The organism is Streptomyces gilvosporeus (assembly GCF_002082195.1).
In the GTDB taxonomy this organism is placed as follows: domain Bacteria; phylum Actinomycetota; class Actinomycetes; order Streptomycetales; family Streptomycetaceae; genus Streptomyces; species Streptomyces gilvosporeus.
Genome location: NZ_CP020569.1, coordinates 8,335,551 through 8,354,647, shown reverse-complemented (window position 1 = coordinate 8,354,647; position 19,097 = coordinate 8,335,551). Strand labels below are relative to the sequence as shown.

Annotated in this window: 19 protein-coding genes; 4 read left to right on the top strand and 15 right to left on the bottom strand. The window is 71.9% G+C overall.

Going from position 1 to position 19,097, the window contains the following annotated elements; genetic code table 11:
- Positions 1-2: 2 nt before the first annotated feature.
- The 11 genes from B1H19_RS37005 to B1H19_RS36960 all read right to left on the bottom strand — a co-directional run bounded on the left by B1H19_RS37005 (position 3) and on the right by B1H19_RS36960 (position 10,868).
- Complete coding sequence (locus tag B1H19_RS37005) at positions 3-383, bottom strand: hydrogenase maturation nickel metallochaperone HypA/HybF (protein WP_083109222.1); 381 nt, start codon at positions 381-383, stop codon at positions 3-5.
- Positions 384-518: 135 nt separating this feature from the next.
- Entirely contained in the window at positions 519-620 is a 102-nt protein-coding gene (locus B1H19_RS40945) for a DUF6893 family small protein (RefSeq protein WP_418361499.1), read from the bottom strand.
- Positions 621-634: 14 nt separating this feature from the next.
- Positions 635-1,183, bottom strand: coding sequence for a hydrogenase maturation protease (locus B1H19_RS37000; protein ID WP_083109221.1), 549 nt, complete (start codon positions 1,181-1,183; stop codon positions 635-637).
- Positions 1,180-2,595 carry a hypothetical protein gene (locus B1H19_RS36995; protein WP_083109220.1) on the bottom strand — a complete coding sequence of 472 codons (1,416 nt, stop codon included), beginning with the start codon at positions 2,593-2,595 and terminating at the stop codon, positions 1,180-1,182. Before B1H19_RS36995 ends, B1H19_RS37000 begins: the two co-directional genes overlap by 4 nt.
- Entirely contained in the window at positions 2,592-3,326 is a 735-nt protein-coding gene (locus B1H19_RS36990) for a DUF6084 family protein (protein ID WP_237289723.1), read from the bottom strand. The genes B1H19_RS36995 and B1H19_RS36990 overlap by 4 nt, the downstream gene beginning before the upstream one ends.
- The gene (locus tag B1H19_RS36985; RefSeq protein ID WP_083109219.1) at positions 3,323-3,988 is read right to left on the bottom strand and encodes a DUF5947 family protein; all 666 of its coding nucleotides are present in this window, start codon (positions 3,986-3,988) and stop codon (positions 3,323-3,325) included. Before B1H19_RS36985 ends, B1H19_RS36990 begins: the two co-directional genes overlap by 4 nt.
- Positions 3,985-4,530, bottom strand: coding sequence for a hypothetical protein (locus tag B1H19_RS36980; RefSeq protein ID WP_083109218.1), 546 nt, complete (start codon positions 4,528-4,530; stop codon positions 3,985-3,987). Before B1H19_RS36980 ends, B1H19_RS36985 begins: the two co-directional genes overlap by 4 nt.
- Positions 4,527-6,311: a nickel-dependent hydrogenase large subunit gene (locus tag B1H19_RS36975; RefSeq protein ID WP_083109217.1), complete on the bottom strand. Its 1,785-nt coding sequence runs from the start codon at positions 6,309-6,311 to the stop codon at positions 4,527-4,529. The genes B1H19_RS36980 and B1H19_RS36975 overlap by 4 nt, the downstream gene beginning before the upstream one ends.
- A 163-nt stretch (positions 6,312-6,474) precedes the next feature.
- Positions 6,475-7,566, bottom strand: coding sequence for an NADH-quinone oxidoreductase subunit B family protein (locus tag B1H19_RS36970; RefSeq protein WP_083109216.1), 1,092 nt, complete (start codon positions 7,564-7,566; stop codon positions 6,475-6,477).
- A gap of 308 nt (positions 7,567-7,874) precedes the next feature.
- A complete protein-coding gene (locus B1H19_RS36965; RefSeq protein WP_083109215.1) occupies positions 7,875-8,609 on the bottom strand; it encodes a DUF4232 domain-containing protein in 735 nt (244 codons plus the stop codon).
- 345 nt (positions 8,610-8,954) lie between these two features.
- Complete coding sequence (locus B1H19_RS36960; protein ID WP_418361498.1) at positions 8,955-10,868, bottom strand: 2-isopropylmalate synthase; 1,914 nt, start codon at positions 10,866-10,868, stop codon at positions 8,955-8,957.
- Between the two features lie 249 nt (positions 10,869-11,117).
- Between B1H19_RS36960 and B1H19_RS36955 the strand changes: the two genes are divergently transcribed.
- Positions 11,118-11,813, top strand: coding sequence for a FadR/GntR family transcriptional regulator (locus B1H19_RS36955; protein ID WP_083109214.1), 696 nt, complete (start codon positions 11,118-11,120; stop codon positions 11,811-11,813).
- 115 nt (positions 11,814-11,928) lie between these two features.
- Here B1H19_RS36955 and B1H19_RS36950 read toward each other — a convergent pair whose 3' ends face one another.
- A complete protein-coding gene (locus tag B1H19_RS36950; protein ID WP_083109213.1) occupies positions 11,929-14,286 on the bottom strand; it encodes an MFS transporter in 2,358 nt (785 codons plus the stop codon).
- 295 nt (positions 14,287-14,581) lie between these two features.
- On the opposite strand from B1H19_RS36950, the gene B1H19_RS36945 reads away from it, so the two are divergent.
- Positions 14,582-15,070, top strand: a complete 489-nt coding sequence (locus B1H19_RS36945) for an SDR family NAD(P)-dependent oxidoreductase (RefSeq protein WP_269467073.1) — start codon at positions 14,582-14,584, stop codon at positions 15,068-15,070.
- A gap of 67 nt (positions 15,071-15,137) precedes the next feature.
- Here the strand turns inward: B1H19_RS36945 and B1H19_RS36940 are convergent, their stop codons facing one another.
- The gene (locus B1H19_RS36940) at positions 15,138-15,365 is read right to left on the bottom strand and encodes a hypothetical protein (RefSeq protein WP_083109211.1); all 228 of its coding nucleotides are present in this window, start codon (positions 15,363-15,365) and stop codon (positions 15,138-15,140) included.
- Between the two features lie 126 nt (positions 15,366-15,491).
- Between B1H19_RS36940 and B1H19_RS36935 the strand changes: the two genes are divergently transcribed.
- The gene (locus B1H19_RS36935) at positions 15,492-15,932 is read left to right on the top strand and encodes a MarR family winged helix-turn-helix transcriptional regulator (protein ID WP_083109210.1); all 441 of its coding nucleotides are present in this window, start codon (positions 15,492-15,494) and stop codon (positions 15,930-15,932) included.
- Positions 15,929-17,185, top strand: a complete 1,257-nt coding sequence (locus B1H19_RS36930) for a cytochrome P450 family protein (RefSeq protein WP_237289721.1) — start codon at positions 15,929-15,931, stop codon at positions 17,183-17,185. The genes B1H19_RS36935 and B1H19_RS36930 overlap by 4 nt, the downstream gene beginning before the upstream one ends.
- An 82-nt stretch (positions 17,186-17,267) precedes the next feature.
- On the opposite strand, the gene B1H19_RS36925 is transcribed toward B1H19_RS36930, so the two are convergent.
- Together B1H19_RS36925 and B1H19_RS36920 are read right to left on the bottom strand one after the other, a co-directional pair.
- Positions 17,268-18,164, bottom strand: coding sequence for a 2-hydroxy-3-oxopropionate reductase (locus tag B1H19_RS36925; RefSeq protein ID WP_083109209.1), 897 nt, complete (start codon positions 18,162-18,164; stop codon positions 17,268-17,270).
- A 55-nt stretch (positions 18,165-18,219) separates the two neighbouring features.
- Complete coding sequence (locus B1H19_RS36920) at positions 18,220-19,059, bottom strand: TIM barrel protein (protein WP_083109208.1); 840 nt, start codon at positions 19,057-19,059, stop codon at positions 18,220-18,222.
- Positions 19,060-19,097 lie beyond the last annotated feature (38 nt).

The following is a 19,097-nucleotide window of genomic DNA, read 5'->3' as shown; positions in this document are numbered from 1 at the left end:
TGTCAGCGCTCCTGGTGGGTCGGTCGGTGCTGTGGGGCGTCGTGCCAGCTGACGCTGACGATCTGGAGTTCGCGGCCGGACAGCAGCTCGGTGTCGGCCCCACCGCACCCGGGGCAGGTCAGCTGTGGTGGCATGCCCGTCGCCCAGGTGCGGGTGCAGGGGCGGCAGCGGGCGCGGCCGGCGACCTGTTCGGTGATCAGCTCCGCGCCCTCCAGCACCGTTCCCGTACAGGCGAGTTCGAAGGAGAAGGCGAGGGCGTCGGGGACCACTCCGGCCAGTTCGCCGACCTGGAGGCGGACGCTCCTGACGGAAGTGGCCCGTTCGAACCGGGCCGCGCCGTCGATCTGGTCCACGACCGCCAGCGCGAGGGACATCTCGTGCATCGGTTTCTCTCCGGTGGGGGACGCGGGGGTGCCGCGCGGCCCATTAGACGGCGCGGCCACCGGGCGTCCGGGGTGCCTCGCCGGGGCGGGCCGGCGGCGTCCGCCGTTCGGTGCAGCGGGCCCCGGGCGGGGCTGTCACATGGACCGCATGCGCAGATAGCGCTTGAGATCGGGCAGCTGGGACAGGACGGCGGCGAACGCGGCGGCGAGAACGGCGCCGAGGGCGAGCTTGAGCATGGTGCGGGTTCCTCTCAGTGGTGGGTGGCGCTGGTGGGCGGGGGGTCGGCCGCGGCCGGTTCCGCCCCGCCGACCAGCCGCAGGACCAGATCGACGGCCTCGTCGACGGCGGCGGCGACCGGCTCGCTCAGCCCCATGCGCTCCTCGACGTCGGCCGGTTCGCAGCCGACGACCAGGACGCGCTGCGGGCGGCTGCTGCCGGTGCCCGCGCTGAGCGTGTCGAGCAGGGCGAGCACGCTGTCGGGGGTCATCTGGTGGGCGTCCATCGCGGCGGGGTGCGGGGCGGCGGGGGCAGGGTCGGTGGCGTCGAGGAGGTAGACGGTGCCGGGTGCGCCACCGCGGGCGGTGGCGTCCACCAGGAGCACGGTGTGGTAGCCGTCGAGCATCCGGTAGGCCAGATGCACCCCGCGGATACCGGCGTCGACGATCTCGACATGCTCGGGCAGGGGGTGTGCGGACAGCCGGCGGACGGCCTCGATGCCGAAGCCGTCGTCGCCGAGGAAGATGTTGCCGACGCCGGCGATCAGCGTCCTGGTGGGGGCGGGCGGGGCGTCGGCTCTCACTCGTCCTCCAAGGGGGTGATCTCGTCGGGCTGGAAATACAGGAACCGGCCCTGCTCGCGGCGGATGTCGGCGCCGGGGTCCCCGTCGACGGTGACCGCGAGGTGCACCCCGCCGTCCACGTCGTGCAGAACGGCCTCGACGTGTGCGGTGCGGCCGTGCAGGAACAGGTCCTGGGCGTCGGTGCGGCGCTTTCCGGGGCGCAGCCGTACCCGGCTCCCGGCGCCGACCGGACGGCCGTCGAGGGTGATGCGGTCGCGTGCGGGGTCGACGCTGCGGTCGCTCTCGGGATCCCACCAGGGCGTTTCGGGGCGCAGCCCGGGCACGTCGGGGTGGGTGTCGTCGGGTGTGGCCGGGCCTTCCCCGGTGACCTCGCGCAGGGCCCGGACGGCGCCGTGCAGCCGTTCCAGGACCTCGGGCGGCATGGTGTCGGCGAGGTCGATGACCTCGGCGGCGCGCGCATCGGTGCCGCGTGCCTCGCGTTTTTCCTGGTCGGTGAGGGCGGCGGTGCGCAGGGTGAGGATCTCGTCGATTTCCAGGGAGTCGTAGAGCGGGCCGGGGCTTTCGGGGGCGAGGGCGGGGTGGTCCTCCAGGATGATCGGGGACGACAGGACCACGTCGCGGTGGCCCGGTTCGCCGGCCAGTACGGGCCAGGTGTGCTCGTTGCGGCAGTCGGCGACGGCGGGGCGGGCCCACTCGGGCGGATCGGTCATGGACAGGAAGGAGCCGGCGTCGAGGCCGAGGAGGAGGTGGGCGGCCACCAGGGCGCGGGGCAGCGCGGCCGTGCGGTCGGCGGGGCCGTCGGGGGTCCAGGTGCTGGTGTTCTCGACGGTGGCGGTCAGCCGCAGCACGCGGTAGGGGCCGTCGAGTTCGGTGGCCGTCAGCCGCAGCCGTCCCTCGATCGGCGCGCGGCGGCGCACGAGTCGGCCGATCTGCCGACCGTCCGCGTCGTGGACGTCCTCGGTGTCCTCGCCGGCGGGGAGGGAGAGCGGGAGGTCATGGCCGGCAAGGAGTGTGGGGAGGTCGATGACGCAGGTGAGGCGTTCCTCGACGCCCTCGTCCCAGGGGACCAGGAGCCGGTCGGGCAGGGCGAGTTCGTCGGCGGCGGCGAAGGTGCCGTCCGGCAGCAGCCGCTGGACGGTGCGGCGCTGGGCCCGCAGGAACCGCAGTTCGGCCGAGAGGCGGGCGCCGGAGCGCGGCTCCATCAGGCATTCGGTGCGCTGGTGGGAGTGTTCGCCGCCGGCCGTGGCCCAGGCGGGCGGGACCAGGACGCCGAACTGCCAGCGCAGCCGGTTCTTGGCCGAGGAGGCGCGGTACGGATAGAGCACATAGCCTTCGAAGAGCACCGCGTCGGCCACCCGGCGGGCCGCGGCGAAGGAGGCCGCCAGGGTGTCGGGCAGGACGCTGGTGGTCATGGGGCGGTCCTCTCGGGGGCGGCCGGGTCGGAGGCGGCGCTCGTGGTGGCGGTTCTCGTGGTGGCGGGGCGGGCGAACGGGCGGGGCGGCGGGGGCGGTTCGCCGCGGCGGGCCTCGGCGAGCAGCGCCTCGACGGCCGCCTCCCAGGACGGCAGGGCGCGGCGCGACCGGAAGGCGAGCAGCGCCGCGAGGGTCTCGCGCGGGAGCCGCAGCCAGCCGCAGCCGGGAAAGTGCGTTTCGGTCATCTCCCGCCAGACGGTGACCGGCATCCGCAGCTGGGCCTCCTTGTCCCAGGGCACCGGTGTGACGTGGAAGCCCGCGGGTCCCGCGAACACCGTCCCGGAGAACAGCAGGCGCAGCGGGGCCTCGCCGTCCTCCAGCGCGTGGAAGTAGCGGGTGGCGGCGATGTCCAGGTCGCCGGTGCACGGGACGGGCAGGTCCACCTCGGTCTCGCCGGTGAAACCGGGGACGACGACGGAAACCTGGGCGAACTGGAGGGGGTTGAGGCTGCTGCCCCAGCGGTCGCGTTCGCCGAAGAGGTCGGTCAGCGCCGCGCCCTCGTCCCGGCCGTAGCCGCGGCGAGCGGGTTCGATACGGATCTGGCAGCGCAGCGCGATGGCGTGCACGCGCTCCACACCGGTGGCGGTGATGCGCAGCCGGAACAGGAGGGTGGGTCCGGCGGCGTACGGATCGGAGCGGACGCCCGTGCAGACGAAGGAGAGGTCGGTCACGGGCGGTCGTCCTCCCTGGGGGCGCGGGCGCGGACGGCGACCCGTCCGAAGAATTCGTCGAGGGCGGCGCGGGCCTCGGCCCCGCCGTCGAAGCCCTGCCACAGCAGCCGCATCCGGCCGACGAGTTCGTAGCAGATGTCGACGGGCACGAGATAGCAGTCGACCCGGCCCTCCGCGCGGCGCACCAGCAGGGCCTCCACATCGGGTTCGAGGAGGCGGGCGAGGGTGGTGGTGCCCAGGACGGTCTGCCAGGTGCCGGGGTCGAGTTCGCTCTCGGTGGCGCCGGCCGGGCTGGGGTAGAGCGCAACCAGACGGTCGAGGTCGGTGTTCTTCAAGAAGAAGGCGACGCCGACGGGGATCTGGAGGAGGTCCCAGGTCGCGGCGTCGAGGGTGTGGTCCGGATCGGTGAGATAGCGGTCCGGGACGGTACGGAACTGCCCGGCGCCCGCGCCGGGCCGTTCGAAGAGCAGGGCACAGGGGGTGCAGGCGCATGCCAGGGCGCGGCGTTTGGTGTCGACGAGGTGGCGGTGGTCGTGGTCGGCGAGCAGTGCGCCGCACAGTTCACAGCGTTCGGGGGCGGGTGCCTGCGGTACGCGGAATCTGTGCAGGCCCCGGGCGGCGGGCGGGAGGGGGCGCGCGGGCGCGGTGGGCCGGGCGCTCACGAGGCCGGGGCGGCGGTCGGCGGGCGGCGGGAGATCTGGAGCAGGGCCGGCTCCGGTGCGGCCGCGGCCTGCTCCAGGCGCACCGAGGCCACCTCGGGCGCGAAGCAGGACAGGGCCTGCTCGACGGCCTGTTGGGCGGCCTGCGCCGTGCTCGGACAGCCGCAGCCGCCCGAGGCCGCGGAGCGCAGGCGCAGCGCCCCGCTGTCCGCGTCGAAGCCGGTCATCTCGACGGGATGCTGTGCCCGGACGCTGTCCAGGGCGCGGCCGATCCGGGTGGTGAGGTCCTCGGGGTGCAGATCGTGCAGCATCAGCAGGGAGGCCACCATCGCGTCGCCGAGCAGGGCCGGCGGGGTGCCCTTGCCGATCAGGTGCATCATCCGGGCGAGCCCGGCGCCGTAGAAGTCCATCAGGGCGCGGACGAGTTCCTCCGCGGCAGCGGCGGCCTTGTCGTCGCCGCCGCCCGCGAGCCGGTCCAGGATCTCCTCGACGCGCCGGCCGGTCGTCTCGGCGTCCGGTGCCGGCGCGGTGGCCGGGGCGCTCATCCGGCCAGTCCGCTCAGACCGGTGGGCACATGCATCTTCTCCACGGTCGTGCCGTTGCCGACGTACATATGCACCCCGCAGGGCAGACACGGGTCGAAGCTGCGCACGGCGCGCATGATGTCGATGCCCTTGAAGTTCTCCGGGGAGTTCTCCTCGAAGATGGGGGTGTTCTGGACGGCGTCCTCGTACGGGCCCGGGGTGCCGTAGGTGTCGCGGGTGCTGGCGTTCCAGGGGGTCGGCGGATAGGGGTGGTAGTTGGCGATCTTGCCGTCGCGGATGACCATATGGTGCGAGAGCACCCCGCGGACGGCCTCGGTGAATCCGCAGCCGATGGACTCGTCCGGGACCTCGAACTTCTCCCAGGTCTGGGTGCGTCCGGCGCGGACCTCCTCCAGGCCCTTCTCCGCGAAGTGCAGTGCCATGGCGGCCATATACGCCTGGAAGTAGGTCCGGGCGCGGTTGCGCTCGATCGCGTTGCTCCACTTCGGGATCTTCCATTCGAAGCGGGTCTCGGGCTTGGTCATGCTGCGCGGCAGGTCGATCACGACGCTGTGGCCGGTGGCCTTGACGTAGGGGGCGTCGACGAGTCCGGACAGGGCGGTGGACCACAGCCGGGCGAGCGGGCCGCCGCCGGTGTCCAGCGCCAGATGCTCCTTGCCGTCGAACCAGCGCGGCGACATCACCCAGCTGTACTTGTCGTTGAAGTCCCGCTTCTGGGGGGCGGGGATGGTGTGCTGGTTCCAGGGGTGACGGGCGTCGACGGGGTTGCCGAGCGGGTCGTGGGTGACGAACTGCTCCTGGCCTTCCCAGTCCTGGTAGTAGGAGCTGCCGAGCAGGATCCGGATGCCGAGGTTGATCTGGGTGAGGTCGTTGGTGACCAGTTTGCCGTCGACGATGATGCCCGGGGTGACGAACATCTTCCGGCCCCAGCTGGTCATGTTGCGGTAGGTGAAGTCGCAGTGCTCGGGGTCGTTGAGGGCGCCCCAGCAGCCGAGCAGCACCCGCCGCTGACCGACCTGCTCGTAGCCGGGCAGCGCCTCGTAGAAGAAGTCGAAAAGGTCGTCGTGGAGCGGTACGACGCGCTTCATGAATTCCACATAGCGCATCAGCCGGCTCATGTAGTCGGTGAACAGCTGGACGCTGGCGATGGTGCCGACGCCGCCCGGGTAGAGCGTGGAGGGGTGCACATGGCGGCCCTCCATCAGACAGAACATCTCGCGGGTGTAGCGGCTGACCTGGAGCGCCTCGCGGTAGAACTCGCCCTCGATGGGGTTGAGGGAGGTCATGATGTCGGCGATGGTCCGATAGCCGTGATCGCCGGCGTGCGGAGCCTCCGTGCGCTGGGCGAGCTCCCACACCCCCGGATTGGTCTCGCGGACCATCTTCTCGCAGTAGTCCACCCCGACCAGGTTCTCCTGGAAGATGTTGTGGTCGAACATGAACTCCGCGGACTCGCCGAGGTTGATGATCCACTCGCCCAGGTGCGGCGGCTTGACCCCGTAGGCCATGTTCTGGGTGTAGACCGAGCAGGTGGCGTGGTTGTCGCCGCAGATTCCGCAGATCCGGCTGGTGATGAAGTGGGCGTCGCGCGGGTCCTTGCCGCGCATGAAGACGCTGTAGCCGCGGAAGACGGACGAGGTGCTGTAGCACTCCGCCACCCGCTTCTGCTTGAAGTCGATCTTGGTGTGGATGCCGAGGCTGCCCACGATCCGGGTGATCGGATCCCAGGACATCTCCGTCAGACCGCTGCCGTCACCGGCCGCCTTCGTCTTCGGTGCCATCGTGTGTGCCGTGCCCTTCTGTAGCGCGCGGGAGGGGGGTCTGACGGGAGGGTTCGGGAGTCGCGAGGTGGCGCAAAAGAGGCCCGAGGTCGGGAGCCTGACACTTCGTCAGGAGCGCGGTCCACTGTGCGACCGGCGGGCCCCGAGCCTCGTGGTCAGCCGGTCACCAGGGCTTTCGGTAACCGGTGGTCAGCTTGCCGCCGCGGTGGCGCCACTTGGGTTCGTGGTCCACGGTCCGGGCGGTCATATCGCGCAGCCGGCGGACGACCTTGCCGTAGGCGGAGCTGGCGGTGACGGACACCATGGCGCCCGGCGGCTCGTCCATGAACGGCATGAACTTGTCGGGGAATCCGGGCATGGTGCAGGCGATGCAGATACCGCCGACGTTCGGGCAGCCGCCGATGCCGTCCATCCAGCCCCGCTTGGGGACATTGCATTTGACCACGGGGCCCCAGCATCCGAGCTTCACCAGACATTCCGGCGAGTCGTAGTTGGTGGCGAACTGGCCCTGCTCGTAGTACCCGGCCCGGTCACAGCCCTCGTGCACGGTGGCGCCGAAGAGCCACGTGGGCCGCAGCTGGTCGTCCAGCGGGATCATCGGGGCCGCGCCCGCCGCCTGGTAGAGCAGATAGGTCAGCGTCTCGGAGAAGTTGTCGGGCTGGATCGGGCAGCCGGGCACACACACGATGGGAATACCGGCCTTGGACTTCCAGTCCCAGCCCAGATAGTCGGGCACCCCCATCGCGCCGGTGGGGTTGCCGGCCATGGCGTGGATACCGCCGTAGGTGGCACAGGTGCCGATCGCGACCACGGCCAGCGCCTTGGGGGCGAGCCGGTCGATCCACTCGCTGGTGGTGATCGGCTGGCCGGTTTCGGGGTTGTCGCCGAAACCGCACCAGTACCCTTCCGGCTTGATCGACTCATTGGGGATGGACCCCTCGACGACCAGCACGAACGGGTCGATCTCGCCGCGCTCACCCTTGAAGAACCACTCGATGAACGTGTCCGCGCCCTGCGTCGGACCGCATTCGAAGTCGATCAGCGGCCAGTGGACCTGGACCTTGGGCAGGCCGGGCAGCACGCTGAGCGCGATCTCCTCGATGCTCGGCTGGGTGGCCGCGGTCAGCGACACCGAGTCGCCGTCGCAGCTCAGGCCCGCGTTGATCCAGAGCACATGAATGGGGGCCGCGTCCTCGTCGGACGGGCTCCCGTCGGCTTTCGCGCGGTCGGCGGCGGTCGAAGGTGCTGCATCCATGGGGATGCCTCCTCGCGGGGCGCAGGGCAGGGGCGGTGCAGGGGCAGGCGACGAAAGCGCCCGAAGGCGCACAAGACGGCGTGCGGTTCCCTTGGTAACACCGACTGCCCCACCGTGCGCGAGCACGCGGGCCGTTCAAGTGACAGGTGCGTGGCGCGCGGGCAGGGGCCCCCGACGGGGCGCGGGTCTGCACATACGGCGGGCCACGCCCCGGCGGACGTATGCCGCCGGGCGTGGCCCCTGCCGCCTACGGGTGCACGATCCCGTGAGGCGTGTGGACGTACTGCCCCGGTACTGCCCCTGGTGTGTCAGCCCAGGGAGCCGGGCTCCACGGCCGTGACATCGAACTGTCCGCCGCACACCCGCAGCCCGCCGCTGCCGGTGGTCATCGAGCTCTTGGAGCCGGGCGGGTAGACGAAGACCAGCTGCGAGTTGGACCAGCAGGGCGTGTCGGAGACACCGTCGTTGACGGTGTGCAGGACCGCGTGTGCGCTCTGCCCGGGCTGGAGGCGGACGCTGCCGCCCGCGCCGCCCGAGCGGGTGGCGGGCTTGCCGACCGTGGAGCCGTCGCGCAGGATCAGCGAGACCCCGGGGAAGCCGCGCAGCGAACAGGCCTTCTTGCCCTTGTTGGTGAAGACCAGCGGGATGTGGATATTGCCCGCGCCGATGTCCGTACGGCCCAGGTGCAGCGACATGTTGTCCGCGGTGCAGCGGTCCGAGGCGGTCATCGCCGAGGGATGGGACTGCGCGGCGCCCGGGGCCCCGGGCTTGCCGCTGGCGGACTTGCCTCCGGCCTGGGCGGAGGGCCCGGCTGCCCCGGCGGAACGGCTCTGGCTACCGGACGGGCGCATGCCGTTGCCGGCCGACTGTGAGCTGTGGCCGGAGTCCTGGCTGTGGGCCGTGGCGGAGGCGGAGGCCGACGAGGAGTGGGACGCGGAGTCCGTTCCGCTCTGGCAGGCGGTGAGGCCGAGCGCCGTGACGGCGATCAGCGAACCGGCGGCGACCCGGCGGCCGCGGCCTAGCGTGGTGCTGGTGAGCGACATGGTCTCTGTCTCCCCCTCGTCTGGTGGTTGCGCGCCCTCTCGGGGTGGTGGGTGCGCACGGTCGGTCCGTCTCCTTCCAGCGTGACCCCGGGCACTGCCGGTCCGCTAACGAGGCGCTAACACCCCGCTAACGGACCGGAGCAGCCGGCCGCGGCCGCGCCCCGGCGCACCACCGGCGTTTGCGCAGCGCACCGTAGCGGACGTCATCGACCGTAATCGAACGGTCACCAACGGCCCATAGACGGCCAGGCCGAACAGTGACCGAAATCGGACGGTTGGGCCTGTCGCTCGCCCTTCACCCCTCCCCCGGCCACGGCGCCCCGCTCCCCCGCCGACCGCTGCCCGCTACCGCCCGGAGACCGCCTCCCGACTGACGGCCTCCTGGACAGCCACCGACCGGTCGACCGCCGCCCGGTTGACCGCCGACAGCACGGCCCGCACCGAAGCCGTCAGCACCGAGGTGTCCCGGCCCGCGCCCCAGTACATGGCGCCGCCGATGCGGCACCGCACATAGGCGACGGCCTCGCTGTGCGGGCCGGCGGCGAGGGCGTGCTCGGCGTAGTCGACGATGTCGGCCGGGTGCCCGGCGGCGGCCAGCGCCGCACAGAACGCCGCCAGCGGCCCGTTCCCGGCGCCCTCGCACGGCACCCCGTCCAGCTCGCAGCGCACCCGGTGCTCCCCCGGCACGGGCTCGGTGGCGCTCCAGGAACCGAGCCGCACCGGACCGTCCGTCCCCGGCACCAGATAGGCGCTCCGGAACAGCTCCCCCAGCTCCTTCGCCGTGACCTCCTGCCCGCTGTCGTCGGTCGCGCGCTGCACCGTACGGGAGAAGTCCGGCCGCATCGCCCGGGGCAGGTCCAGCCCGTGCTCGCGCTGCATCAGATGGGCGATCCCACCCTTGCCCGACTGGCTGTTGACCCTGATGACGGCCTCGTAGCTGCATCCGAGGTCGGCGGGGTCCACCGGCAGATACGGCACGGACCAGGGCGCCTGCGCATGCGGCACACCCGACTCGGCGGCCCGTGCGGCATGGTGGGCCAGGCCCTTGCTGATGGCGTCCTGGTGCGTACCCGAGAAGGCGGTGTGGACGAGTTCGCCGGCGTAGGGGTGGCGGGCGTGGACGGGGATGCGGATGCAGTCCTCGACCGTACGGCGCACGGCGTCGATGTCCGAGAAGTCGATCATCGGGTCGACGCCCTGGGTGTGCAGATTGAGCGCCAGGGTGACCAGATCGACGTTGCCGGTGCGCTCGCCGTTCCCGAACAGGCAGCCCTCCACCCGCTGGGCCCCGGCCAGCATGGCGAGTTCGGCGCAGGCCACGCCCGTGCCGCGGTCGTTGTGCGGGTGCACGGAGAGGACGACCCCGTCGCGGCGCTCCAGATGGCGGTGCATGTACGCGATCTGGTCGGCGTACACATTGGGCGTGGCGATCTCGACCGTGGCCGGCAGATTGTGGATGACCGGACGGTCCGGTGAGGCGTCCCACAGCCGCGTCAGTCCGTTGCAGATCTCCAGGACGAGATCGGGTTCGGTGAGGTTGAAGACCTCGGGTGAGAACTGGAAGCGGATATCGGACTGCGGGCGGGCCGCGGCCAGTTGAGCCATGTACGCGGCCGCGTCGCGGACCAGCGCGTGCACCTCGTCCCGGCTGCGGCCGAGCACCACCTCACGCCAGGTGGGCGCGGTGGCGGTGTAGAGGTGCACGACGGTGCGCGGCAACCCCTCGATGGCGGCGAAGGTGCGCTCTATCAGGTCGCGCCGGGCCGGGGTGAAGACGACGACGGTGACGTCCTCGGGGACGGCGCCGCTTTCGGCCAGATGCCGTACGAAGTCGAAGTCCGTACGGCTCGCGGACGGATAGGCGACCTCGATCTCCTTGAACCCCATGGCGACCAGCAGATCGAACATCCGGCGCTTGCGGGGTGTGTCCATCGGCTCGGCCAGCGCCTGGTTCCCGTCGCGCAGATCGACCGGCACCCACAGCGGCGCCCGCTCGATCCGGGCGTCGGGCCAGTGGCGTTCGGTGCGCGGGATCTCGACGCGCTCGTGGGCCGGCCGGTAGCGGTGGAACGGCATCGCGCTGCCGCGCTGCCGATTCCAGGCGGGCGCGCCGGACGGCACGGGGCCGTCGGGGGTACGGAGGGAGGGGGCGGGAGAGGCGACGGGAGAGGCTGCGAGGGAAGCGGCCGGAGAGGGGGTGGCCGAGCCGGAAATGGCCGATGCGGTACGGGAGTTGGTGGACGAAGTGCGGGACATCATGATGACCGATCCTTGACAAGAGCCGGAGGAAGACCGGCAGCACGGAACCCCGCGGCGGGGTGCCGGTCGTGTCAGGCCCCGCCGCGGCGGCCGAGAAGGAGACCACGCAACGTCATGTCGGTACAGTAGCCAGGAAACAACTCCTCAGACAAGCTACTCCTCAGACAAGTGGGTCCCGGTGCAGGCGGGTTGGCGCCCTGCGCGGCTCTTCGCCGGACCCCACAGACGGCAGAAAGCAGCGGTTATCGGATGTCCCTCGAAGCCCTTCGCCCCAGCCCGTTGGTCGAACAGGCCACCCAGCGGCTGCGCGACCAGATCACCGGCGGCCACTGGCCGGTGGGCAGCAAACTCCCCGGTGAAACCACCCTCGCCAAGTCCCTGGGCGTGGGCCGCTCCACGGTCCGCGAGGCGGTACGGGCCCTGGCCGGGGCGGGGTTGGTGCAGCCGCGCCAGGGCGCCGGCGTCTTTGTGATCGCCACCGAGCCCACCGAGGACTGGACCGCCCGCCTGCGCCGCGCGGCCGTCGCCGATGTCTACGAGGCACGGATGACGGTGGAGGTCCAGGCCGCCCGCCTGGCCGCCGAACGCCGCACGGACGCCGATGTCACGGCCATGCGCGCCGCCCTCGAAGGGCGTCGCGCAGCCTGGTCCGGCGGCGACCACGCGGCCTTCGTGGACGCGGACATCGCCCTGCACGCCACCGTGGTCGATGCCGCGCACAACCCCGTACTGTCCGATCTCTTCGCCGAGTTCGTGCCCGTCCTGCGCCAGGGCCTGATCGACCTCGTGGAGCTGCTCGGCCTGCGCGACCAGGACCCTGCGCACGGCGACGCCCGGCATGCGGCGCTGATCGAGGCCGTGATCGGCGGCGACGGGGAGGCGGCGAGCCGCACACTCCAGACGGAACTGGAGGCCACATTACGGGAGTTGCTCGCGCAGCAATGAGCCGCTCCCCCTACGTCCGGGCGGGCGCCAGACCGAGGCCGCGACCGTATGGGGCGGTCATGGCCATATCGGGCGCCGGCCCCGGCCCGGGGGTGGCCGGGGCGGCGACGGCCCCTCAGCCGGCTGACCCCGACGGCTGCGCCAGATCCAGGTCGAGGACCTCGTCCGCGCCGCGGGTCAGGGATATCGGGGCCGCATGCGGCGGATAGCCGGCCGCCGCGAGGGTGTAGTGACGGCCCGTCAGTTCGGTGAAGGAAAAGGCGCCGTCCGGGCCGGTGACGGTGTGGCCGGTGACCGTACCGTCCTCCAGGAGCGTCACCGAGGCATCGGCGAGCGGACGGCCGCCGGGGCCACGCACCGTGCCGTGGACGGATACGGCAGGACGCAGACGGGTGTCCTGGCGGTCCGTCCCGGCGGCGGACACCTCCACCGTGCGCGCCTCCGGGCAGTGACCGGGGGCGCTCAGCACCAACGTGTAGGTGCCGGCCGGGAGCTGGGCGATCTCCCAGGCCCCGTCGGCGCCGGACGTCGTGCGGGCGGCCACCTCGCCCCGGGCGTCGGTGACGACGATGCCCGCTCCGGCCAGCGGCGTACCGTCCGCGCCACCGAGCAGGGTGCCGCGCAGCCGGCCGCTTCCGGTGAGGACCAGGTCGACGGCGGCCGGTGCGCCGTCGCCCCGGCAGGTGACCGAGACCGCGTGCGGCATACGGCCGGGCGCGGCACCCGTGAGGACGTAGGTGCCGGGGTCGGACGCGGCACCGGGGGCGGGAAGGGCGTAACGGCCGTCGTCGTCGGCCGTGGTGACGCCGGCCTGGCGGCCCTCGCGGTCGATGAGCGTGACGATCGCCCGGCGGACGGGCCGTCCGGCCGGGTCCACGACGCGGCCCCGGAATCCGGCGCACCCCACCGGCGCCTCGGCGTCGGCCTGCGCCCAGGACGGCACGGGCCTGCCGGGCGGGACAGAAGGGGCCTCCCCGCTCTCCGCCATCGGCCCCGGTGCCGTACGGGACGCCCTGCGCGGCGACGGCAGGAACGCCGCCACCACAACGCCGAACAGGACCGCGGCGGTGGCGATCAGGAAGGAGACCCGGAAGCCGGCCATGGTGGGCACCGTGACGGGCCCGAAATCCTTCGACATACGGGCCAGCACCATGCCGATCACGGCGCTGGAGACGGAGGTACCGATCGACCGCATCAGGGTGTTCAGTCCGTTGGCCGCGCCGGTCTCGGAGGGATCGACGGCACCGACGATCAGCGCGGGCAGCGAGGAGTAGGCCAGGCCGATCCCCGCGCCGATGACGACCGCGACGATGGCGGTCTGCCAGGCGGCGCCCATCAGGCCCAGGCCCGCGCCGTAGCCGACGGCTATCACCAGCATGCCGAGCAGCAGCGACGTCTTGGGGCCGCGGCGGGCGGCGAGCCGTGCGTACAGCGGGGCCACCAGCATCATCGTCACGCCCAGGGGCGCCATGCACAGACCGGCCACCACCATGGACTGCCCGAGGCCATAGCCGGTGGAGGTCGGGAGCTGGAGCAGCTGCGGCAGGACGAGGGAGACGGCATAGAACGCCACACCGACCGTGATGGAGGCGAGGTTGGTGAGCAGCACCTCGCGGCGGGCACTGGTGCGCAGATCGACCAGCGGATCGCCGATCCGCAGCTCCATCAGCCCCCACAGGACGAGGATCACCGCGGCGGCGCCGAAGAGCCCGAGGATGGTGGGCGAGCCCCAGCCCCAGTCGCTCCCCTTGGTGAGGGGCAGCAGCAGGGCGACCAGTCCGGCGGTCAGCCCGAGGGCACCGGCGATGTCGAAGCGCCCCGGGGCGCGTACGGAGGTCTCCGGTACGACGAGGAGGGTCAGCAGTATCGACAGCACGCCCAGTCCGGCGGCGCCGAAGAACAGGGCGTGCCAGTCGGCGTGTTGGGCTACCAGGGCCGCGACGGGCAGGGCGAGGCCGCCGCCGACGCCTATGGACGAGCTCATCAGGGCCATCGCCGAACCGAGCCGTTCGCGCGGCAGCTCGTCGCGCATGAGGCCGATACCGAGCGGGATGGCACCCATGGCGAAGCCCTGGAGCGCCCTGCCGACGATCATGATCAGCAGCTCGCTGGTGGACCCGCAGATCAGCGAGCCGACGACCATCACGGCGAGGCTGGTGAGCAGCATCCGCCGCTTGCCGTAGAGGTCGCCCAGGCGCCCCATGATGGGCGTGGCGACCGCACCGGCGAGGAGGGTGGCCGTCATGACCCAAGTGGCGTTGCTGGCGGCAGTGTTGAGCAGCACCGGCAGGTCCTTGATGACCGGCACGAGGAGCGTTTGCATGACCGCGACGACGATGCCGGAGAACGCCAGCACCGGGACGATGCCGCGGGCGGCTCTGCGGGGTCCGGCGGCGGCCGGGTCGGGGGCCGCCTCCGCGGCACCGGAGGGCGGCGTCCTCCTGGGGAGCTGAGCGGTCGTCGTCCGGTTCATGTGGGCAGCCTCCAGGGCAGCAGGGGTGGGTGCCGTCTGAGTGCGAACAGGGTGGGGCGCGGCCACGTCGCGGCCTGCGCGAGCGCAAAGTGCGTGAGCGGGCGGGCCAGTTGGTGAGGCCGGGAGGCATGGGGTGGAGGGGCGTACGGGGCAGCGGCTGCTGGGCGTCGATGGGGCGGGGGCTCGTTGGGCGGGCATCGGTGCAGTCAGGCCCCGTAGGGCTGGTATGTGCATGACGAACACTTCACCGGTGGCTGGTATTCCACCGCGCCGGCACCTTCCCCCAATTATGTGAGTGATCTTGCTCATGCTTCACCGGAATGAAGAGAGGCCAGCTCGATCGGCATCAAAACGGGGCGCCGAGAGCGGCGCACGCGCCGCGCTGGTGACGGGATCCAGCCGGGGCATCGGCAGGGGCATCGCCCAGCGCCTCGCCCAAGACGGGGCGCTGGTCGCCCTCCATTACGGGAGCAGGGAAACGGCGGCCAAGGAAACCGCCGAAGGCATGGGAGAGGTCGGCGGCAAGGCCTTTGCGATCGGTGCGCAGCTGGGCGTTCCCGGTGACGCCGAGGCCCTCTTCGCCGCTTTCGATGCCGAACTCGCTGCGTGCGGCGCGGAACTGGGTCTGGACGTCCTCGTCAACAACGCGACGATCAGTCTCCCGGGACACATCGGCGAGGCGACCGAGGAAGAGTTCGGCCGCACCATCGCGATCAACACCAAGGCGCCGTTCTTGTGGATCACCGGCCAGCGCATCGACGTCACCGGTGGTTCCATGCTCTGACACAGCGCTCTGCGAGCGGCGGCGGCGTGCATCCGGCAGCATTCTGGACGGCCGCCCCGCCCGCGCCTCACGCCGGCGGCATCGGCCACTCGTCGAGGTTGCCGCCCCGCCATTCGACCAGGCGCGGATCGTCGAGCTCGATTTCCTCGGCCGGGCCGGCGATGCCCGCGCGGCGGAGGAATTCGGCGACATCGCCCCGGCCGTGCGCCAGGCCGACGATCTGCCCACGTACGGTCACGCGCCGGCCGCCGGACGGCGTCGGCGGATGCACGATGACAGGCGGATGCTCGGTCATGAGTACAGCCTGCTCCGCGCTCCGCGCCCCCGCACGTCGAAACGGCGGCCGGTCGCCCACACACCCGGCCCCTCGGACGGACCCTAGCTTTGAGCCTCCAACCAGCCACCCCGTAGGCTTGGCCCTGTGGTGACACCGACTCCGGAAGAACGCACACGGGAGCTGCTCATCGCCTTCCGTGCGGTCATCGGCGCGTCCCAGACCCGGCTCCGGGAGACCCTGGACCGGCTGGGGCTGACGGTACCGCTCGCCGATGCGCTGTGGGTGCTCGATCCCGCGCTGCCCGCGCCGTCGATGAAGACCCTGGCGGGCCTGCTGCACTGCGATCCCTCCAGCGCCACCTTCCTCGTCACCCGCCTGGAACTCCAGGGGCTCACGGAGCGGGTTCCCGATCTGGCGGACCGGCGCTCCAAGACGGTCGAGCTGACGGACAAGGGGGCGCTGGTGCGCGGCGAGCTGATCGAGGCGATGGTCGAGCAGTCGCCGCTGGCCGCGCTCAGCGCCGAGGACCAGGACACCGCCCTGCGGCTGCTGCGCAAGGCCGTGGAGCGGGCCGAGCGGCCGTGAGCGGTGCGCTGGCCTCGCCGGAGTTCTCGCGGGACCCGTATCCGCTGCTCGCCGCGCTGCGGAAGCAGGGTCCCGTCACGCGGATACCCACCGGTAACGGGCGTACGACCTGGGTCGTCACCGGGTGGGAGGCGGCGCGGGCGGCGCTGGCCGACGCACGGCTGTCGAAGGACACCACCCGGTTCTTCGCCGACCGGCCCTCCACCCGCAATCTGGCCCCCGCCGTCAGCCGGACCATGCTCGCCACCGACCCGCCGGACCACGGCCGTCTGCGGAAGCTGGCGATGACGGCATTCACCCCGGCGGCCGTCGCCCGGCTGACACCGCGGATCCAGGAGATCGCCGGTGAGCTGGCGGAGGCGCTGGCCACCGGGCTGGCCGCGCACGGCACCGCGGATCTGATGGAGGAGTTCGCCGTACCGCTGCCCATCGCCGTGATCAGCGAACTGCTCGGCGTACCGGAGAAGGACCGGGCGGCGGTGCGCCGGTGGTCCAACACGCTGTTCGCCGCCGATGCGGACGATGTCGTCGACCGGGCGTCCCACGAGCTGAGCGCCTATATGACGGAGCTGATCGCGGCCCGCCGCCGCGATCCCGGGGAGGACGTGCTCAGCGGTCTGATCGCGGCCAGGGACGAGGGCGACCGGCTGACGGAGCCCGAACTGGTCTCCCTCGCCGTGCTGTTGGTGGTCGCCGGACACGAGACCACGACCCATCTCATCGGCAACGGCATGCTGGCGCTGCTCCGCGACGATGCGCTCCGGGCACGCCTGCGGGCCGACCTCGATCTGCTGCCGGCCGCGGTCGAGGAGTTCCTGCGCTACGACGCGCCGCTGACCGTCGCCACCTTCCGCTATGCCACCGAACCGCTGGAGTTGGGCGGCGCGCGCATCGGGGCGGGCGATGTCGTACTGGTCTCCCCCGGTGCCGCCAACCGCGATCCGGCGCGCTTCCCCGCGCCCGATGCCGTACGACTGGACCGGGGCCGTTCCACCGGGCATCTGTCGTTCGGATTCGGTCCGCACCACTGTCTGGGCGCGCCGTTGGCCCGCCTGGAGGGGCGGATCGCCTTCGAGGTGCTGCTGACGCGCTTTCCGGGGCTGCGGTGTGCCCAAGAGGGCGGCGAGCAGGGCGAGTCGGGCGACGGGGCGCTCGTATGGCGGCGGACGCGGCTGATGCGGGGGCTGGCCAGGCTGCCCGTGACCACGACAGAACCTCATGCGCATCGGGACGCGTCCGTCGGCGGGCCGTGAACGGCGAACCGGCGCCGCGACCGCAGTGCGGCAGTCGCGACGCCGGCCGGTACGGGGCCCCGGTGGCGCAGTACCCGGTGGCTCAGCCTTCGATGGTGTGGCCGGAGAGGCGTTCGACGCCGCGGAGGAGGGCGGAGTGGTCGAGGCCGCCGTCGCCCTGGGCGCGCAGGGAGGCGACCAGGTTGGCGACGACCGCGCCGACGGGCAGGGCGGCGCCGACGGTGCGGGCGGCGTCGGTGACGATGCCCATGTCCTTGTGGTGCAGGTCGATGCGGAAGCCGGGCTTGAAGTCGCGGCTGAGGAAGTTGTCCTTCTTGCGGGCCAGGACGGTGGAGCCGGCAAGGCCGCCGTTCAGGACGTCGAGGGCGGCGGCGAGGTCGACGCCGGACTTCTCCAGGAAGACGACGGCTTCGGCGCAGGCCTGGATGTTGACGGCGACGATGAGCTGGTTGGCGGCCTTGACGGTCTGGCCGGAGCCGTGCGGGCCGCACAGCACGATGGTCTTGCCCAGGGCCTCCAGGACGGGGCGGGCGGCGTCGAAGTCGGCCTGCTCGCCGCCGACCATGATCGACAGGACGGCCTCGATGGCGCCGGCCTCGCCGCCGGAGACGGGGGCGTCCAGGACGCGGATGCCCTTGGCGCCGGCGGCCTTGGCCAGGTCGATGGAGGTCTGCGGGGTGATCGAGGACATGTCGATCAGCAGGGCGCCGGCCTTGGCGTTGTCCAGGATGCCGTCGGGGCCGTAGGCGATGGCCTCGACGTGCGGGGAGGCCGGGACCATGGTGATCACGACGTCGGCGTCGGCGACGGCCTCGGCGATCGAACCGGCCGCCGTGCCACCGTTGTTGGCCAGGCGCTCCAGCTTGTCGGCCTCGAGGGTGTAGCCGGTGACCGCGTAACCGGCCTTGATCAGGTTCTCGGCCATGGGGGAGCCCATGATGCCCAGGCCGATCCACGCGATCTTGGGCAGATTGCTCATCGAAATAACCTCTTTCACACGCAAAAAACAGGGGACAGCGAGCGGCGGACCCGGTTTACGGGGCGGCGCGCAGCGGGGCGGGCAGCCAGGCGAACGACGAAGCGCTCGGGGCCTCGCCCGGCTTGTACTCCAGGCCGATCCAGCCGTCGTAGCCGGCCTTCTTCAGGCGGTCGAGCAGGGCGTCGAAGTCCAGCTCGCCGGTGCCGGGGGCGCCGCGGCCGGGGTTGTCCGCGATCTGGACGTGCGCCGTCTTGTCGGTGTAGCGGTCGATGACCTCATCGAGGTCCTCGCCGTTCATCGACAGGTGGTACAGGTCCATCAGGAAGCGGGCGTTGTCCAGGCCGGTCGCCGCGTTCACCGCGTCGACCACCTCGATCGCCTTCGGGGCGGAGACGATCGGGCACTTCGGCGACTCCGGGGCGTTGAGCGCCTCGATGATCAGCGTGCCGTCGATCCCGGCCACCGCACGGGCCGCGAAGGCCAGGTTCTCCAGCGCGAGCCGGTCCTGCTCCTCGGGCGAGACGCCCTCGACGCGGTTGCCGTACAGGGCGTTGAACGTGGTGCACCCCAGCGACGTGGCGAACTCGATCGCGACGGGCACGTTCGCGCGGAACTTCTCCGACTCCTCGCCCGGGATCGACAGGGCGCCGCGGTCCGGGCCGGGCAGCTGTCCGGCGTAGAAGTTCAGGCCCACCAGGCGGGTGCCGGCGTCATTGAGGGCGTCGCGCAGCGCGTCCAGCTCCGCCTGCTCGGGGACCGGGGCGTCCACCCACGGCCACCACAGCTCCACCGCCGTGAAGCCCGCCGCCCGCGCGGCCGCCGGCCGCTCCAGCAACGGAAGCTCGGTGAACAGGATCGACAGATTGACGTTGAAGCGCGTGTCCGTGAAAGCCATGAAGCCCGGCGCCCCTTCCGAATAGCGGATTTGTGTTT